Here is a 16594-nt window from a genome sequence, read left to right as displayed (position 1 = left end):
CGAGTCTGAGTCTAATTAGGAGGTGCATAGGAATGTACGCAATTATTGAAACTGGTGGAAAACAAATCAAAGTAGAAGCTGGTCAAGCGATCTACGTTGAAAAGCTTGCTGGTGAACAAGGCGACACTGTTACTTTTGACAGAGTTTTATTCATTGGCGGAGATGACGTGAAAGTTGGTAGCCCGATCGTTGATGGTGCGACTGTTACAGCGAAAGTTGAAAAACAAGGCCGCGCTAAAAAAATCACTGTATTCAAATACAAAGCTAAGAAAAACTACCGCAAAAAACAAGGTCATCGTCAACCATACACGAAACTTGTTATTGACGCAATCAACGCTTAAGGCCTTTTAAGATGATAAAAGCAGTCATTAACCGCAATAGCAGCGGTTTAATTGAATCCTTTACATTATCTGGACATGCCGATTTCGATGTACATGGAAAGGATATTGTCTGTGCCGGAGCATCTGCTGTCACATTTGGCGCTGTTAATGCGATACATAAGTTAACAGGAATAACGCCGATTGTCGAGCAGGGAGGAGACGGAGGATTTCTTTCGTTTCAGCTGCCCCATGAACTCGGGCAAAAAGCGGGCGAACAGGCTCAGCTGCTGCTTGAAGGGATGCTCATATCGCTGCAGTCAATAGAATTGAACTATGGACATTTCATAAAAATAACGATAAATAACAATCAGCAGGAGGTGGACTAGAATGTTTTTAAGTTTAGATCTTCAGTTCTTCGCTTCTAAAAAAGGAGTAGGTTCTACTAAGAACGGTCGTGATTCAATCTCAAAGCGCCTTGGTGCTAAAAGTGCGGATGGCGAATTCGTAAGCGGTGGTTCTATCCTTTTCCGTCAACGCGGAACGAAAATTTACCCAGGTGAAAACGTTGGCCGCGGCGGTGACGACACTCTTTTCGCGAAAGTGGACGGAGTTGTACGTTTCGAGCGTTTCGGACGTGACCGTAAAAAAGTTAGCGTATATCCTGTAGCACAAGAAGCATAATTTCTTTTAGGAAAACTCTAGCCTCTGGTTAGAGTTTTTCTTTATTTTTAAGCGCTGTTTTTAGCCCCAAATGTTAAATCACCAATTATTTAGAGCGGGGATGTTAACGAAATAACGCGGACTGATTCAAATACGCAAAGCAGCAATCTTGGTGAAAACAGTCATTATTCTCAGGAAAACCTCCCCATATCATTGATTTCCTCTTGCTTTTTTCAAATTGCACTTATTTTCCCCCGGATAGTTTGTTATAATTTAGTACGACATTCAGTTTCCAAGTCTTGAAGCTCCTAAAGAAAAGAATAGAGAAAAAGGGAGTAGGAGTGCCGACATGAAAAAAACAAATGAAGAGTGGAATATTGTCGATGTGTTAAGTCATTCACGTCACGATTGGATGAATAAACTGCAATTAATCAAAGGAAACTTATCATTAAATAGACACGATCGCGTACAGCAGATTATTGAAGAAATCGTCATTGAAGCACAAAGCGAATCAAAGCTTTGCAATTTAAAAATGCTGTCATTTGCAAGCCTCTTAATGACGTTCAACTGGAAAAGGCATCACTATTCTCTGGAGTATGAAGTCCTTGGGGCCATTTATGACTTGTCGGAATACGATCTGAAGGTTACCGAGTGGTGTAAGCAGTTCTTTCGGATACTTGACGATTCCGTTGACAGGTGTACAGAGAATCATTTGAGCATCACAATAGAAACAGAAGCCAATCAGGGACAAGTTCGATTCTTTTTTGATTTTAATGGCATAATAACAGAGAAAGCTTTGTTATTAAATTGGTTAAAATCAAATGAAAAAAATCAAGTGTCAGTAATGCATTATGAACTTTCCCTGGATGAACTGACCGTTGCGGTCGGTGTCGCATAATTGGCTTGGAGCGGAGGATTACCATGTTTATAGATCAGGTGAAAATATATGTAAAAGGCGGCGACGGAGGAAACGGGCTTGTTGCGTTCCGCCGCGAGAAATATGTACCAAAGGGCGGTCCTGCAGGCGGCGATGGCGGTAAAGGCGCTGACGTTATTTTTGAAGTTGAAGAAGGCCTGCGCACATTGATGGATTTCCGCTATCAGCGTCATTTCAAAGCAGACCGAGGACAGCACGGCATGTCGAAAAATCAGCATGGCAGAAATGCAACGCCGATGATTGTTAAAGTTCCGCCGGGTACAGTGGTTATGGAAGAAGAAACAAGAACGGTTATTGCTGACCTGACTGAGCATGGACAGCAGGCTGTTATTGCAAAAGGCGGACGCGGAGGACGCGGGAACAGCCGTTTTGCCACACCTTCAAATCCTGCTCCTGAGCTTTCTGAGAATGGAGAACCAGGACAGGAACGAAACATTATCATGGAGCTTAAGCTTCTTGCAGATGTTGGCTTAGTCGGTTTCCCCAGTGTTGGAAAATCAACGCTGCTGTCTGTAGTAAGCTCGGCAAAACCGAAAATTGCCGAATACCATTTTACAACGCTTGTACCGAACCTTGGTGTTGTTGAAACCGGAGATGGCCGCAGCTTCGTTATGGCGGATCTGCCTGGGTTAATTGAAGGTGCACATGAAGGAGTGGGACTTGGTCATCAATTCCTGCGCCATATCGAAAGAACACGCGTCATCGTTCATGTGATTGATATGTCAAGCGGCGAGGGCCGTGATCCATATGAAGATTATCTGACTATCAATGCTGAGCTTAAAGAATACAATCTGCGTCTCACAGAAAGACCGCAAATCATTGTTGCAAATAAAATGGACATGCCGGAATCAGAAGAAAACCTTGCAGCTTTTAAAGAAAAGCTTGAGGATGATCTTCCAATCTTCCCTGTCTCTGCTATTACCCGTGAGGGCGTTCGCGAACTTTTATTTGAAATCATGAACACAATTGAAAAGACACCTGAATTCCCGCTTTATGAGGAAGAGGATCTTTCCGATCACCGTGTTCTTTATAAATTCGATAAAGAAGCAGCAGAATTTGAAATTACCCGTGACAGTGACGGAACATTTGTCGTATCAGGAGAGAAAGTGGAGTATCTCTTCAAGATGACAAACTTCCTGCGCGAAGAGTCAATCAGACGCTTCTCAAGACAGCTGCGCGGAATGGGTGTCGACGAAGCGCTTCGTCAAAGAGGGGCAAAAGACGGCGATATTGTACGATTGCTTGAGTTCGAATTTGAATTTATTGAATAGCCTAAAGAAGAAGAGCCTTAATCCGCTCTTCTTTTTTCACAGGCAGATTTGAGAAAAGGAGAATGTCATGAAGGAAGAAACCTTTTTTTTAGTGCGGGAAGACGTTCTGCCTGAGGCGATGAGAAAAACGCTTGAGGTTAAAAAACTGATTGAACGGAAAAAAGCGGATTCTGTTGCTGAAGCTGTTCAGCGTGTAGATATGAGCAGAAGCGCTTATTATAAATACCGTGATGCCGTTTTCCCGTTTCACACAATGGTAAACGAGCGCATTATCACGCTTTTTTTTCACCTTGAAGACAGATCAGGCACATTATCACAGCTGCTTGCTGTTGTTGCAACAGCTGGGTGCAATGTACTGACCATTCATCAAACGATTCCGCTGCAGGGGCGGGCAAATGTAACGCTGTCATTAAATACTAATGGAATGAAAGAAGATATTAACAGCGTCATGGCAAAGCTGAAACGGCTTGAATTTGTAGAGAAAGTAGAGATATTAGGATCTGGAGCATAGGGGAGAGGATTTCTAATGACATATAAAATTGGTTATTTAGGTCCGGCGGCAACATTTACACATCTTGCTGTTACAAAATTTTTCGAAGATCATGCAGAGCATGTTCCATATCTGACCATTCCGCAGTGCATGGATGCAGTAGCTGAGGGGAAAATTGACGCAGCTGTTGTCCCGCTCGAAAATGCGTTAGAGGGTTCTGTTAATTTAACCATTGATTACCTCGTTCATGAACAGCCGCTTTCCATCATTGGGGAAATTGTGGCGCCTATTCAGCAGCACTTGATGGTCCACCCATCCAGGGAAGAATCGTGGGAAGATGCAGAGAGAGTCTATTCTCATTCCCATGCGATTGCACAATGTCATAAATTTCTTCATCATCAGCTGCCTAAAGCGAAGTATGAGTACGCGACATCTACAGGTGCAGCTGCAAAATACATTCAGGAGCATCCAGAGGAAAATATGGCGGTTGTCGCAAATGAATTAGCAGCAAAAGAATATAATCTCAAAATTGTCCGCAAAAATATCCATGATTATACCCATAATCATACTCGGTTTGCGGTGCTGCATCCGAACCAGCATACATATATCAAGACTAAAACAAATAAGATAACAGACCGGACAACTCTAATGATTACATTGCCTTCAGATCAGTCGGGGGCTCTTCACCAGGTTCTATCTGCTTTTTCGTGGAGAAAGCTGAATCTATCAAAAATTGAATCTAGACCAATGAAAACGGGTCTTGGAAACTACTTTTTTATCATTGACATTGATATGAAAATGGATGAAGTCCTTATTCCCGGGGCAATGGCAGAGCTTGAAGCCTTGGGCTGCGGTGTTCGGACTCTCGGAACTTACAGCGCTTATATAATATAAAAAAATAACCGGCTCGCATATGCCAGCCGGTCTTAGTTTTTTCAATCTTCTTCACTAACAAGAAATCCTGCTGCCTTCAAAGCAGTACACACTTCTTCTAATTTTTCCTCACGGTCCGCTACTAATGTATGCAAGTGCAATCCTTCTGTCAGCTGTGATAAATAGGCTGCCTTTGTATCCTCAATTTTTTCGATAAAGTCCCGCACTTCCTTGCGATTGCTCACCATGATGGATGCTGTCAATTCCCCGTAGACAGGATGTTCAATAATGACATCTTTGACCGTTACACCGTAATCAACAATGATATTCAGTTCTTCAGCCGTTGCTTCCGGTTTATGGCTGCTGGCGATGATGCGCTTAAATGCAGGCAGGTCATCATTTTCCTGTCTCATATACACATAGCCCTGGCTTGTTGCAAGAATCGGTTCATTTTGTGCTTTTAACAAAGAAATATCCTGAACAATAACTTGCCTGCTGACATTTGTTTTTTTGGCCATTTCGCTCCCTTTCATAGGCACGTTCGTTTCTTTCAGCCAATTCAGGATTAATTCTCTTCTTTTCATTCCAGGGATTTTACCTTCGTTCATAATGACCCTCCGTCATGTCCATATATTTCTCGCTGATTGCTTTTCCAATGATGCCAGCCATTTTATCAAGATCTTCGCCTTTTGTATGTTTTCCGGTTGAAATGCGAATGTACTGCAGGGCTTCATCATTAGTCAGCCCGACAGCCGTCAGTGCCTTAGAAGGAATCTGCATGCCAATTTGACAGGCTGTACCTGTGGAAATGGCTACACCTCTGCGATTACTCTCCAGCAGCATATATTGCCCCTCGATGCCCCGAATAATCAGGCCGATAATAGACGGCAGCTGATCATCTAAATCTTTATTAATAATGTGAACGTGTTCACTATAGTGGCTGAGCATGGCAAAAAAACTTTCCTTCAATGATTCCAGTCTTCTGAATTCTGTGTGCATGACAGAACAAGCGGTTGCGGCAGCAGATGTAAATGCGGCAATTCCCGGCACATTCACTGTGCCTGCTCTAAAGCCGTTTTCATGTGTGCCTCCGGGTATAACAGGATTAAAATGTTCGCGCGGATTTAAATAGAGACAGCCGACACCTTTTGGTCCATACACCTTATGGCTGGAAAGTGAAATGGCATCCGCTTTCCATTCATCCGCTTTGATGGGGATCTTTCCAAACGATTGAACACAGTCACTGTGAAAATAAACCGGCTTATCATGTAAAAAATGACCGATTTCTTCTAAATTTTGAATGCAGCCTATTTCAGAATTTGCGTGTTGAATTGAAACAAGCGCGGTTTTTTCTCTAACGGCATCTCTTATTGCTTCTACATGTAGTTTACCATGTTTGTCCGGCAATAAAAATGTTACCTCAAATCCTGTTTGCTCAAGGATTTTTAAATAATTATAGATAGAAGAATGCTCTAGGGCAGAGGCAATAATATGATTTTTATGTTTTCCTGCATTTTTAAGGAGTGTTTCAATGGCAAGCACATTGGATTCACTGCCTCCACCCGTAAAGCAAATCCCGGAAGCAGCACCGCCAATCAGCATTGCAATCTTCCTGCGGCAAGCTTCTAAGATCGTTCTGGCGGCATCTCCTTCATCATGCAGGCTATTGCTGTTTGCGAACGCTTTTTTTGATGCCTCGGCAAATACAAGAAGTGCTTCATCGCTTATTGGTGCTGTAGCTGCATAATCTAGATAAATCAAAATTTAATCTCCTCTCTGGGTTAAAAAATCTCTTGTCATTATTTTAGATTTGTGTAAATATAAGTGTCAAGACACTTGTAAAGAATAGGGGGTTATTTTGTGCCTCGAACGGATGTATTAATTATTGGAAGCGGAATTGCAGCGCTGTCTGCAGCCTTTCAGCTTCAATCTTCTAAAAAAGTAACCATTCTGACAAAATCAAGTAAATACGAGAGCAATTCAATGCTTGCCCAAGGGGGAATTGCAGCAGCTGTGGATAAATATGACAGCTGGCAGGGTCATTACGAAGATACGATGACGGCGGGATCACATCATAATGATCTTTTTGCTTCTGAACTTCTTGTAAGACAAGGGACAAAGGAAGTACTCACCCTTATAAAGGGCGGCTTTCAATTTGACAAAGATTCAAACGGGAAATTATTGCTTGGCCAGGAGGGTGCACACAGATTCAGCAGAATCCTTCATGCAGGCGGAGATGCCACAGGAAAAGCAGTTGTACATTTTTTATTATCGCAGCTAAGTAAAAACATAGAAATTATTGAAGATGAAATGGCGCTTGATCTCATCATCAGCGGCGGAGTTTGCAAAGGAGTGTTTACTCGGAATGCAAAAGGTGACATTCAGCAGCATTTTGCCGGACATACCATTCTCGCTACCGGCGGCTGCGGCAGTCTCTACAAACATACTTCCAATTCAAGCGTCATAACAGGTGACGGACTTGCAATGGCATTTCGAGCAGGTGCTGTCCTCACCGATATGGAATTTACTCAATTTCACCCGACAATGCTTCTGATTAATGGCCAATGTGTAGGGCTTATATCTGAAGCTGTAAGAGGAGAAGGAGCTTTTCTTCAAAATGAGAATGGAATCCGGTTCATGGAAGGTGTTCATGCATTTGGAGATCTTGCTCCAAGGGATATCGTTGCAAGAACTATTTTTTCACAGATGAAAAAAGGACATCGCATTTTCCTTAATATCTCGTCCATTCCAGACTTTGAAAGCCGCTTTCCAACTATTTCAGCTATGTGTAAAAAATATGGTGTCAGTATAGATGAAGGCTTAATCCCTGTAGCCCCGGGAATGCATTTTCTAATGGGCGGCATTAAAACAGATGTGGATGGAAAAACCTCGGTCAGCCAGTTATATGCTGTAGGAGAGGCTGCTTGTACAGGAGTTCACGGTGCAAACAGGCTGGCAAGCAATTCGCTGCTTGAGGGTCTTGTGTTTGGCAGCCGTCTAGGTGTGCATATCTTAAAATTTTCTCAAAATGCAATTGAAAAAACTGAAATAGTAAAAATCAGAACCAGCAGAAAACAGGATGTTATTTTCCCTTCCGAAGAGGAGATAAAATGGATGATGACAAACTATGCTGCCATTGAGCGTTCTGAAGAAGGACTTTTAATTGCGAAATGCTGGTTTGAAAAATTCTTATGGCCAATCTCTTTTGAGGATATCAATGTGAATAAATTCACAAATATAGAATATGAAAAAATGAATATGCTGACAGCCGGCTGGCTTATAGTGACTTCCGCACTGCAGAGAACAGAAAGCAGGGGAGGTCACTTTAGAACAGATCATCCCTATAAAGATGATCGATTATGGCTAAAAAAACAAATTCTTCTTTCTAAATACAATACAGGATTAAAGAATGATTCAGAGGTGATGGAAATTGAATTTACTTAAACTGAAAAACCAATTAGAAGCTTTCTTTATTGAAGATATTGGTGATCATGACGCTACGAGCTCGTATATTTTTACAAAATCTCAGCAGGGAAAAGCCACTATTACAGCTAAGGAAGATGGAATTTTTGCGGGTGCCGATGTAATTAAAACCGGGTATGAAATTCTGGATCAAAGCGTTGCAGTCAGATTGCTGAAACGTGATGGTGAACAGATAAAAAAGGGCGAACATGCAGCTGTCATTGAAGGTCCAATCGCTTCCCTGCTTACTGGAGAAAGAGTCATTTTAAACTTGCTTCAGAGAATGAGCGGAATAGCTACACTGACGAATCAGGCAGTAAAAAGCCTGAATTCTGTTCATACGAAGATTTGTGATACAAGGAAAACGACACCTGGCTTGAGAATGATCGAAAAATATGCCGTACGGTGCGGCGGCGGATACAATCATAGATTTGGCTTGTATGATGGAATCATGCTTAAAGATAACCATATTGCAAGCAGCGGGTCTATTTTTGAAGCTGTGAAAAAGGTCAGGGCTCATGCAGGGCACATGATAAAAGTGGAAGTTGAAATTGAATCTGAAGAGCAGCTGCTTGAGGCAATAGAAGCAAAGGCGGACATTATCATGTTTGATAACAGGACACCAGAAGAAGTTAAAGCCTATGCAAGTCTTACACCGCCGTCAATTATTACAGAAGCTTCGGGAGGAATTACGCTTCAAAATCTGGCTGAATACGGTGACACCGGAGTGAATTTTATTTCACTTGGAATGCTTACTCATTCCGCCAAATCTCTTGATCTCAGCATGAATGCAGAATAAGGAGGAAGTTACAGTGAACGTATTGGATATGCTTCAATTTGAGACAAATGAAAAAATGCCGCATCATTATAAAGAACTTTCAGAAGAGGAAATGATTGGAAGGGTAAAACAGATAAAAGAAAAGCTTGGCCGCCGTTTGCTGATACCTGGCCATCATTATCAAAAAGATGAGGTTATTCAGTTTGCTGATATAACCGGGGATTCCCTGCAGCTTGCACAGGCAGCGGCAGAAAATAAAGAGGCAGAATACATTGTTTTTTGCGGAGTGCATTTTATGGCCGAAACAGCAGACATGCTCACGAGTGAAGGTCAAAATGTGCTGCTGCCGGATATGAGAGCAGGCTGCTCAATGGCTGACATGGCGGATATAGAGCAGACTGAGCGGGCATGGACAAAGCTTCAGGCAATGTATGGGGATACAATTCTGCCTTTGACTTATGTAAATTCTACAGCGGCCATTAAAGCATTTGTCGGAAAAAATGGCGGTGCAACCGTCACTTCCTCAAATGCAGAAAAGATGCTGCGCTGGTCCTTTGAACAGAAACAGCGAATCTTATTTTTGCCTGATCAGCATTTAGGCAGAAATACGGCTTTTAATTTAGGTGTTCCTCTTGATAAAATGGCGATTTGGAATCCAATGACAAACGAGCTTGAATATGATGGAAATCCAGAGGATGTTATCGTGATCTTATGGAAAGGCCATTGTTCCGTTCATGAAAAATTCACAGTGAAAAATATAGATGATTTACGCCATTCCAAGCCTGATATGAAAATCATCGTCCATCCGGAATGCAGCAGAGAAGTTGCAGCTGCAAGTGATCTGGCAGGATCTACAAAATATATAATCGACACGATTGAAGCAGCTCCTGCAGGAAGCAAATGGGCAATCGGAACGGAAATGAACCTTGTAAAACGGATCATAGATCAGCATCCGGACAAAGAAATTGTATCGCTAAATCCATTCATGTGTCCATGTTTAACGATGAACAGAATTGATCTTCCGCATTTATTATGGTCGCTCGAAGGACTTGAAGAAGGAAAGATTATCAATCAAATAAAAGTTGATCCAAAAACAACAGAGCATGCAGTCCTCGCTTTAGAGCGCATGCTTGCACACGTATAAATTGGAACTGGCAAAATAAGATGAAATAAGTGCAGTCACAAGCTGCCATCATCTTAAGTTTGTCAGTTTTTTTATTGTACGTGAAACATATATTTGTCTTCTTAAGCATAAGTTGTGATGAAGAAGAATGGCATAATTGCCTGCTGATCATATGCGATAAAGTTTCAAGCATAGGAGGGGGAAAGGTTGAAAATCCACATTGTTCAAAAAGGCGATACGCTTTGGAAAATTGCCAAAAAATATGGGGTAGATTTTGAAGAATTGAAAAAAATGAACTCTCAGCTAAGCAACCCTGACTTAATCATGCCTGGTATGAAAATAAAAGTTCCAAGCAGCGGAGTTCCTGTTAAAAATGAAACAAAGGGTAGCTTTTCAGGGAAAAAGGAAATGCCGAAATCTGAGCATCCTTTTGCAAAAGAAAAACCTAAACAAGTGATGGAAGTCACAGAAACAAAACCGAAGGAAATGCCGAAAGAAAAGCCATCGGTGCCATATGTTCCGCCTGTGCCGGAAATTAAACAGCCAGCATATCCAGAGCTTGATATTAATAACTACTATATGCTGAATATGGCGATGATGCCGCAGGCTCCACAGCCGCAGCTTCCGCCAAAGCCATCTAATGTTCTGCCGGAGATGATGAAGCCGGCTGAAAAGCCAGCTCAAAAACCGGCTGAAAAGCCAAAATCAGTTTCACCTGCTAAGAAAGAGGAGGCTACAAAAGATATGGAATACAAGCCGAGCATGCCGCAGCAAGGAGTGATGGGGGCTTATGAAGGCGGTCAAGGACCACAAGGATTTCCCGGTGGCCAGAGCTGGGCTCCGAATCAGTACCAGGGTGCTGTAGCCGGTGCGCAGGATCAGGCACCTGAAGGTCCAGGTCAGGGCGCAGATGATTGTTACCCTGTTTCACCAGTCATGCCAGGCACTGGATTCGGCCCAGGGTTCGGAGGTCCAGGATTTGGGGGCCCAGGATTCGGAGGCCCGCAAATGCAGCCATATGGCATGCCTTATCAGCAGGCTCCATTTGGAGGAATGCCGCAGCAGCCTTATCAGCCTTTTGATGATGATGATGACTATGACGATGACGACGTAATGGGAGCATATATGCCACAGCAGCAAATGCATATGCCATATGGGCAGCAAGGATTTGGAGGTCCAGGATATGGGGGCCCTGGATTTGGAGGTCCAGGATATGGCGGTCCAGGAGGATATCCGCCGGGCTGTTACCCAGTGTCACCGCCGATGCCTGGTTACGGCTTTCCGCCGATGCCTGGTTACGGCTTTCCGCCGATGCCGGGTTATGGCTTTCCGCCGATGCCGGGTTATGGCTTTCAGCCGCAAGTACAGGGAGCATTCAGCGGAGGTCCAAACATGCCGCATGGTGTAGCTGGTGCATGGGATCAGGGAATGAACAATCAGCCGCCGGCAGTCAGCCCTGCTATGGATAAAGAAGATTGCGGATGCGGAGGTCCGGGCCAAGGGTTTGGCGGACACCAAGGCTATGGCGGAATGCCGGGGCAGTTTGGTCAAGGCCAATATGGCGGAATGCCGGGGCAGTTTGGTCAGGGCGGCCAATATGGCGGAATGCCTGAACAGTTTGGCCGGGGTGGCCAGTTTGGCGGAATGCCTGGACAGTTTGGCCAGGGCAGCCAGTTCGGAGGAATGCCTAGACAGTTTGGCCAGGGCGGCCAGTTCGGTCAGGACAGCCAATTTGGGATGCCGAGATTTGATGATGAAGACGACGATTAATATAAATGTAAGAGACGAGAAATATAGTTCGTCTCTTTTTTTAGTTAGGAATAAATTTCCCCCTTTGATGCAAGGGATGCCCCCAAAAATTGAATGTGCAGTATGACGGCTAGCAAGTACTGATTTCCGCTAAAAAAGTCCATTTCAGCTTATTAATAAGAATAACGGATAAATAAAATCGATTCGCTAATACATATCATTAAACCGCTATAAAAACTGAAATAATCGCTAATAAATTGAACACTTTCAAATAAAATGCTTTTATTCGCTACAATCTTATTTTGCCCCAATATACAAGTAATAAAATGAACGATTAAAACGAGTTCAGCTCAAATGCAAAATCCCCTCCATTTTTTTAAGAACTTACCGTTAACTAACAGATTAATGCTTGTTTGAACGAGCAACCTATACAAGAGCGGGATTTGCTCGCGTTAGAAAAATCAGGGGGGTTTTAATATTGAGGCATAAAGTTACTGCATTTGCTGCAATTGCTATAGCTGCAACTGGACTTGCAGGGTGCAACAATAATGAAGGCGCACTTGACACAAGATATGATGATTCCACAAGACCAATTGGTTATTATTCAGATGAGCACCGCAACGATAACGATGGCGTGGATAACGCGGATAACGATGGACCAATGACAGAAATGATGGAAGGCGACATGAATGATAATTACTTCACAAAAGTAAATGATCGCGATGATGCTTTTCATAATGGAAGAATGGATAATCCAACCGTCCCGCTTTCTAATGAAGACGGCATGCTTGAAAAAGATAACCGTTTCAGCAGAACAGATGAGGACTATCATGGCCAAGTGAAACAAGTAAATTATTACAGCGACAAAGAAGAAGAAATTGCTAAAAATGTTTCTGAAAAAGCTGCAGATGTAAAAGAAGTGGATGATGTCCGCACTGTTGTAAATGGAGATCAGGTGCTTGTGGCGATTGACACAGATGATAAAAACGACAAAAATGTTAAAAATGCCGTTTTAAATGCTGTGCGTTCAGCTGCAAAGGGAAAAGAAGTTCAGGTTGTCACAGATGAAGGAACCTTTACTCGCGTCAGAACAATTAATGACAATATTGAGAACGGCCAGCCGAAAAAAACAATTGATACCGATATCAGAGACCTTTTCGATGATATGGGCAATGTGATGAGAGAACCATTTCAACAGGCCAGATAAATAATGAAGGGGGTTATCTGTAAAGATGCCCCTTTTTTATGTTTTTCCCAATTACTGCATAATCAAAAGAAAAAAATCATCAAAGGTTAAAATTTCTATTTTTGGTCAAACTAGAAATGACGAATAATTACCTATATGGTAAATAGCTCATGATATGGGGTGTATGTGATGATGTCGTCTCATCGTTTACTGATTGGTGCCTTTGCCTGCGTCATAGTCACATTGTTTTTCATCATTCCTTCTTTCCATCAGGATGAATCCAGTGCATCAGAGAATGTGGCGGAAAAGAAAAATGAAGTCTATGAGGTAAGCGGTCCGCTGACCGTTACAGTGGTGCTCGAACGAATCTATTTGGATGGGGAAATCAGTGAAGAAGTGAGAACAGAAACCATCTTGGCAATGGAAGATTTCTGGGCAAAATATGAAGGTTGGCAATTAATTGATCAAGACGATAATCAGATTATTTTTCAAAAGGAAATGGATGATATCTCCCCTTTACTAAAAGCAAACGGGTATTTCGGCATTTCATCGGAAGGTGTCTTTTCTATTTTTAATGGAAGGCCGGACGATGCTTCGGAAATTATTCAGTCATTCTTTCAGATTGATGTCAGAAAACTTGAAACACGAAAGCATGATGAATTAAGGCAGGGAATCCGCATACAATCAAAGGATCAATACTTAGAGGTTATTCAGTCATATAAAGCATATTCTTCACCCGCAGATGTGAAATAAAGAAAGCTAGTGCAAAAGCGCTGGCTTTTTCTGTTTTTAAATGATTATTACTACAGGCAAAAGAAAAAATTATGATACAATGAGGTACAGTTGTAAAGAGGTGAATAACGTTTTGATTGAATTTATTAAAGGATATATTGATTTTATTACTCCGGAATATATTGTCATTGACCATGGCGGAATCGGTTATCAGGTGCACACTCCAAATCCATTCAGCTATCAGCGCAATCGCTCTTCAGAAGTGACGATTTTTACATATCAGCTAGTCAGAGAAGATATCCTCGCTTTATATGGTTTTCATACGAGAGAAGAAAAAGCTTTATTTATGAAGCTCCTGAACGTGACAGGAATCGGGCCAAAAGGAGCTCTCGCCATACTTGCTTCAGGAAACCCTTCGCAAGTAGTCGGTGCGATTGAAAATGAGGACGAGAAGTTCCTTATTAAGTTTCCCGGTGTAGGAAAGAAGACTGCCAGACAGATAATTCTTGATCTAAAAGGGAAACTTGCCGATGTAGCAGGGGAGCTTGCTCCGGACTTGTTTACCCATGAAGAGCACGAACAAAAAGAAACTGCCTCAAAAGCGCTGAACGAAGCGCTTGAAGCTCTGAAGGTGCTCGGATATGCTGAAAGAGAAATAAATAAGGTCGTTCCATCACTGATGGAAGAAGATTTAACGACAGATCAGTATGTGAAAAAAGCTTTGCAAAAGCTATTAAAGTAAGGTGAAAAGACATGGATGAACGTCTTGTATCAAGTAAAGCGGACTTAGATGAGGGTGCAATCGAGCTAAGCTTAAGACCTCAGACTTTATCTCAATATATCGGCCAGGATAAAGTAAAAGAAAACCTGGAAGTCTTTATTGAAGCGGCTAAACTTAGAAGCGAAACACTGGATCACGTCCTTTTATATGGTCCTCCGGGCCTTGGGAAAACAACGCTTGCAACAATTATTGCAAACGAAATGGGCGTAAATATCCGCACAACATCAGGACCAGCTATTGAAAGGCCAGGTGACCTCGCTGCGATTTTAACAGCTCTTGAGCCTGGGGATGTGTTATTTATCGATGAAATACATCGTCTTCAGCGCTCTATTGAAGAAGTACTGTATCCGGCGATGGAAGATTTCTGTCTCGATATTGTGATTGGAAAGGGCCCTTCGGCACGGTCTGTCCGTCTGGATTTGCCTCCGTTTACACTTATCGGAGCCACAACTCGTGTCGGCTTGCTCACGGCTCCGCTTAGAGATCGGTTTGGAGTTCTCAGCAGACTTGAATATTATAATGAACAGCAGCTGTCTCTTATTGTTGAACGGACCGGAGACATTTTAGGAATTGGCATGGAAAAAGAAGCTTCGCTCGAGCTTGCAAGAAGATCGAGGGGAACTCCGCGAATTGCCAACAGATTACTAAGACGGGTAAGGGACTTTTCCCAGGTGCGCGGCGAGTCAATTGTATCGGGAAAGCTTGCTAAGGATGCATTGGAAAAACTTCAGGTCGACAGACTGGGCCTCGATCATATTGATCACAAGCTTTTAATGGGAATAATTGAAAAGTATAAGGGCGGACCAGTTGGAATTGATACGATTTCAGCTACAATCGGAGAAGAATCCCATACGATTGAAGACGTATATGAACCATATCTTTTACAAATCGGTTTTATACAACGCACTCCAAGGGGTAGAATGGTAACGGAAGCAGTTTACCATCACTTTCAAATGGAGGCTCCTGAAAAATGACCCAATTTCCCAAAATGCTGATGATGATGGGTGCCGTTCTTTTTTTCGCGGGATTATTTATGCAGCTCATTGGAAGGCTGCCTGGGGATTTTGTATTCAAAAAAGGAAGTACGACTTTTTATTTTCCGATTGTTACATCCATTGTGATCAGTATCTTACTGACTATCTTGTTTAATGTTTTCGGACGGTTCAAATAATAGAAAAGGTGAAAAACAATGAAAGTAGATTTATTTGATTTTAACTTGCCAGAGGAACTAATTGCACAAGTGCCGCTTATAGAACGCGATGCTTCTAAGCTGATGGTCCTTGATAAAGAAACAGGCTCCATTCACCATGAACAATTCAGAACAATCATTGATTATTTCCATAAGGGAGACTGTCTTGTTCTTAATAATACCCGTGTGCTGCCTGCCCGTTTAATTGGGGAGAAAAAAGACACGGGGGCAAAAATTGAACTGCTTTTGCTGAAGCAAGAGCAAGGCGATGTCTGGGAAGTTCTGGCGAAACCGGCAAAACGTGTGAAAATTGGCACTGAACTAGTATTTGGAGACGGCGTTCTGCATGCTGTGTGCACTGGCGAGTCTGAACACGGCGGGAGATTGCTTGAGTTCAAATATGAAGGGATTTTTTATGAGGCTTTAGATGCTTTGGGTAAAATGCCGCTGCCTCCGTATATCAAAGAGCAGCTGGATGATCAGGAGCGGTACCAGACGGTCTTCTCAAGAGAGAGAGGATCAGCTGCAGCCCCAACGGCAGGACTTCATTTTACGGAGCAGATCTTAGATCAATTGAAAGAAAAAGGGGTTCATATTGCGTTTATCACTCTTCACGTTGGTTTGGGAACATTCCGGCCTGTAAACGCTGATGTAGTAGAAGAACATGAAATGCATGCTGAATTTTATCAAATGAGTACAGGAACAGCTCAGCTGCTAAATCAAGTGCGCGCTGAAGGCGGGAGGATTATATCGGTTGGGACAACTTCAACACGCACTCTTGAGACAATAGCTTCGAAAAATGAAGGGAAATTCATTGAAGACAGCGGATGGACAAATATTTTTATCTATCCTGGCTATGAATTCCGTGCGATTGACGGTATGGTCACAAACTTCCACTTGCCAAAATCATCTTTGATTATGCTGGTCAGTGCGTTAGCAACAAGAGAACATATAATGAATGCCTATGAAACGGCAGTCAAGGAAAAATACCGATTTTTCAGCTTTGGAGATGCCATGCTTATCATCTGAAGAAAAACAGCCTT

18 protein-coding genes, 1 pseudogene and 1 other annotated feature (1 of these 20 cut by a window edge) are annotated in these 16594 nt (G+C 42.6%); of the genes and pseudogenes, 17 read left to right on the top strand and 2 right to left on the bottom strand.

Annotated elements, in window-relative coordinates; translation table 11 throughout:
- Nucleotides 1–17 (top strand) — a sequence feature (ribosomal protein L21 leader region) (it extends 68 nt beyond the left edge of the window).
- 15 nt (nt 18–32) lie between these two features.
- From rplU to pheA, 7 genes are all read left to right on the top strand, one after another.
- Nucleotides 33–341: a 50S ribosomal protein L21 gene (gene rplU / locus LIT25_19535; protein USK32761.1), complete on the top strand. Its 309-nt coding sequence runs from the start codon at nt 33–35 to the stop codon at nt 339–341.
- An 11-nt stretch (nt 342–352) separates the two neighbouring features.
- Nucleotides 353–706: a ribosomal-processing cysteine protease Prp gene (locus tag LIT25_19530; protein USK32760.1), complete on the top strand. Its 354-nt coding sequence runs from the start codon at nt 353–355 to the stop codon at nt 704–706.
- Between the two features lies 1 nt (nt 707).
- Nucleotides 708–1001, top strand: a complete 294-nt coding sequence (gene rpmA / locus LIT25_19525; protein ID USK32759.1) for a 50S ribosomal protein L27 — start codon at nt 708–710, stop codon at nt 999–1001.
- Between the two features lie 328 nt (nt 1002–1329).
- Nucleotides 1330–1878 carry a sporulation initiation phosphotransferase B gene (locus LIT25_19520; GenBank protein ID USK32758.1) on the top strand — a complete coding sequence of 183 codons (549 nt, stop codon included), beginning with the start codon at nt 1330–1332 and terminating at the stop codon, nt 1876–1878.
- Between the two features lie 23 nt (nt 1879–1901).
- The gene (gene obgE / locus LIT25_19515; protein ID USK32757.1) at nt 1902–3188 is read left to right on the top strand and encodes a GTPase ObgE; all 1287 of its coding nucleotides are present in this window, start codon (nt 1902–1904) and stop codon (nt 3186–3188) included.
- Between the two features lie 67 nt (nt 3189–3255).
- On the top strand, nt 3256–3699 hold the full coding sequence (locus LIT25_19510) for an ACT domain-containing protein (GenBank protein USK32756.1): 444 nt from the start codon (nt 3256–3258) through the stop codon (nt 3697–3699).
- Nucleotides 3700–3714: 15 nt separating this feature from the next.
- Nucleotides 3715–4572, top strand: coding sequence for a prephenate dehydratase (pheA, locus tag LIT25_19505; protein ID USK32755.1), 858 nt, complete (start codon nt 3715–3717; stop codon nt 4570–4572).
- Nucleotides 4573–4613: 41 nt separating this feature from the next.
- Here pheA and LIT25_19500 read toward each other — a convergent pair whose 3' ends face one another.
- Nucleotides 4614–5159 (bottom strand): transcription repressor NadR, encoded by a 546-nt coding sequence (locus LIT25_19500; protein ID USK32754.1) that lies wholly within the window; start codon nt 5157–5159, stop codon nt 4614–4616.
- Entirely contained in the window at nt 5146–6312 is a 1167-nt protein-coding gene (locus LIT25_19495; GenBank protein ID USK32753.1) for an IscS subfamily cysteine desulfurase, read from the bottom strand. Before LIT25_19495 ends, LIT25_19500 begins: the two co-directional genes overlap by 14 nt.
- A 99-nt stretch (nt 6313–6411) precedes the next feature.
- Here LIT25_19495 and nadB point away from each other — a divergent pair, with 99 nt between their 5' ends.
- From nadB to queA, 10 genes and pseudogenes are all read left to right on the top strand, one after another.
- Complete coding sequence (gene nadB / locus LIT25_19490) at nt 6412–7995, top strand: L-aspartate oxidase (protein ID USK32752.1); 1584 nt, start codon at nt 6412–6414, stop codon at nt 7993–7995.
- Entirely contained in the window at nt 7982–8812 is an 831-nt protein-coding gene (nadC, locus tag LIT25_19485; GenBank protein ID USK32751.1) for a carboxylating nicotinate-nucleotide diphosphorylase, read from the top strand. Before nadB ends, nadC begins: the two co-directional genes overlap by 14 nt.
- Before the next feature lie 13 nt (nt 8813–8825).
- On the top strand, nt 8826–9935 hold the full coding sequence (nadA, locus tag LIT25_19480) for a quinolinate synthase NadA (GenBank protein USK32750.1): 1110 nt from the start codon (nt 8826–8828) through the stop codon (nt 9933–9935).
- Between the two features lie 186 nt (nt 9936–10121).
- Nucleotides 10122–10493, top strand: a pseudogene (gene safA / locus LIT25_19475) (SafA/ExsA family spore coat assembly protein).
- 1648 nt (nt 10494–12141) lie between these two features.
- The gene (locus LIT25_19470; GenBank protein ID USK32749.1) at nt 12142–12870 is read left to right on the top strand and encodes a YhcN/YlaJ family sporulation lipoprotein; all 729 of its coding nucleotides are present in this window, start codon (nt 12142–12144) and stop codon (nt 12868–12870) included.
- Nucleotides 12871–13038: 168 nt separating this feature from the next.
- Nucleotides 13039–13602, top strand: a complete 564-nt coding sequence (locus LIT25_19465; GenBank protein ID USK32748.1) for an intercompartmental signaling factor BofC — start codon at nt 13039–13041, stop codon at nt 13600–13602.
- 112 nt (nt 13603–13714) lie between these two features.
- The gene (gene ruvA / locus LIT25_19460; GenBank protein USK32747.1) at nt 13715–14323 is read left to right on the top strand and encodes a Holliday junction branch migration protein RuvA; all 609 of its coding nucleotides are present in this window, start codon (nt 13715–13717) and stop codon (nt 14321–14323) included.
- A gap of 11 nt (nt 14324–14334) precedes the next feature.
- Nucleotides 14335–15336, top strand: coding sequence for a Holliday junction branch migration DNA helicase RuvB (gene ruvB, locus LIT25_19455; GenBank protein ID USK32746.1), 1002 nt, complete (start codon nt 14335–14337; stop codon nt 15334–15336).
- A complete protein-coding gene (locus tag LIT25_19450) occupies nt 15333–15533 on the top strand; it encodes a DUF2905 domain-containing protein (GenBank protein ID USK32745.1) in 201 nt (66 codons plus the stop codon). Before ruvB ends, LIT25_19450 begins: the two co-directional genes overlap by 4 nt.
- Before the next feature lie 18 nt (nt 15534–15551).
- Nucleotides 15552–16580 carry a tRNA preQ1(34) S-adenosylmethionine ribosyltransferase-isomerase QueA gene (gene queA / locus LIT25_19445; protein ID USK32744.1) on the top strand — a complete coding sequence of 343 codons (1029 nt, stop codon included), beginning with the start codon at nt 15552–15554 and terminating at the stop codon, nt 16578–16580.
- Nucleotides 16581–16594: the final 14 nt, after the last annotated feature.

It is taken from the genome of Bacillus sp. F19 (assembly GCA_023823795.1).
In the GTDB taxonomy this organism is placed as follows: Bacteria; Bacillota; Bacilli; order Bacillales; family Bacillaceae; genus Bacillus_P.
This window is presented reverse-complemented; position numbering and strand designations above follow the sequence as displayed.

What these genes read in the sequence shown, in the direction of transcription:
- rplU (USK32761.1), top strand. Translation starts at nt 33, where the DNA reads ATGTACGCAATTATTGAAACTGGTGGAAAACAAATCAAAGTAGAAGCT.
- LIT25_19530 (USK32760.1), top strand. Translation starts at nt 353, where the DNA reads ATGATAAAAGCAGTCATTAACCGCAATAGCAGCGGTTTAATTGAATCC.
- rpmA (USK32759.1), top strand. Translation starts at nt 708, where the DNA reads ATGTTTTTAAGTTTAGATCTTCAGTTCTTCGCTTCTAAAAAAGGAGTA.
- LIT25_19520 (USK32758.1), top strand. Translation starts at nt 1,330, where the DNA reads ATGAAAAAAACAAATGAAGAGTGGAATATTGTCGATGTGTTAAGTCAT.
- obgE (USK32757.1), top strand. Translation starts at nt 1,902, where the DNA reads ATGTTTATAGATCAGGTGAAAATATATGTAAAAGGCGGCGACGGAGGA.
- LIT25_19510 (USK32756.1), top strand. Translation starts at nt 3,256, where the DNA reads ATGAAGGAAGAAACCTTTTTTTTAGTGCGGGAAGACGTTCTGCCTGAG.
- pheA (USK32755.1), top strand. Translation starts at nt 3,715, where the DNA reads ATGACATATAAAATTGGTTATTTAGGTCCGGCGGCAACATTTACACAT.
- LIT25_19500 (USK32754.1), bottom strand. Translation starts at nt 5,159, where the DNA reads ATGAACGAAGGTAAAATCCCTGGAATGAAAAGAAGAGAATTAATCCTG.
- LIT25_19465 (USK32748.1), top strand. Translation starts at nt 13,039, where the DNA reads ATGATGTCGTCTCATCGTTTACTGATTGGTGCCTTTGCCTGCGTCATA.
- ruvB (USK32746.1), top strand. Translation starts at nt 14,335, where the DNA reads ATGGATGAACGTCTTGTATCAAGTAAAGCGGACTTAGATGAGGGTGCA.
- LIT25_19450 (USK32745.1), top strand. Translation starts at nt 15,333, where the DNA reads ATGACCCAATTTCCCAAAATGCTGATGATGATGGGTGCCGTTCTTTTT.
- queA (USK32744.1), top strand. Translation starts at nt 15,552, where the DNA reads ATGAAAGTAGATTTATTTGATTTTAACTTGCCAGAGGAACTAATTGCA.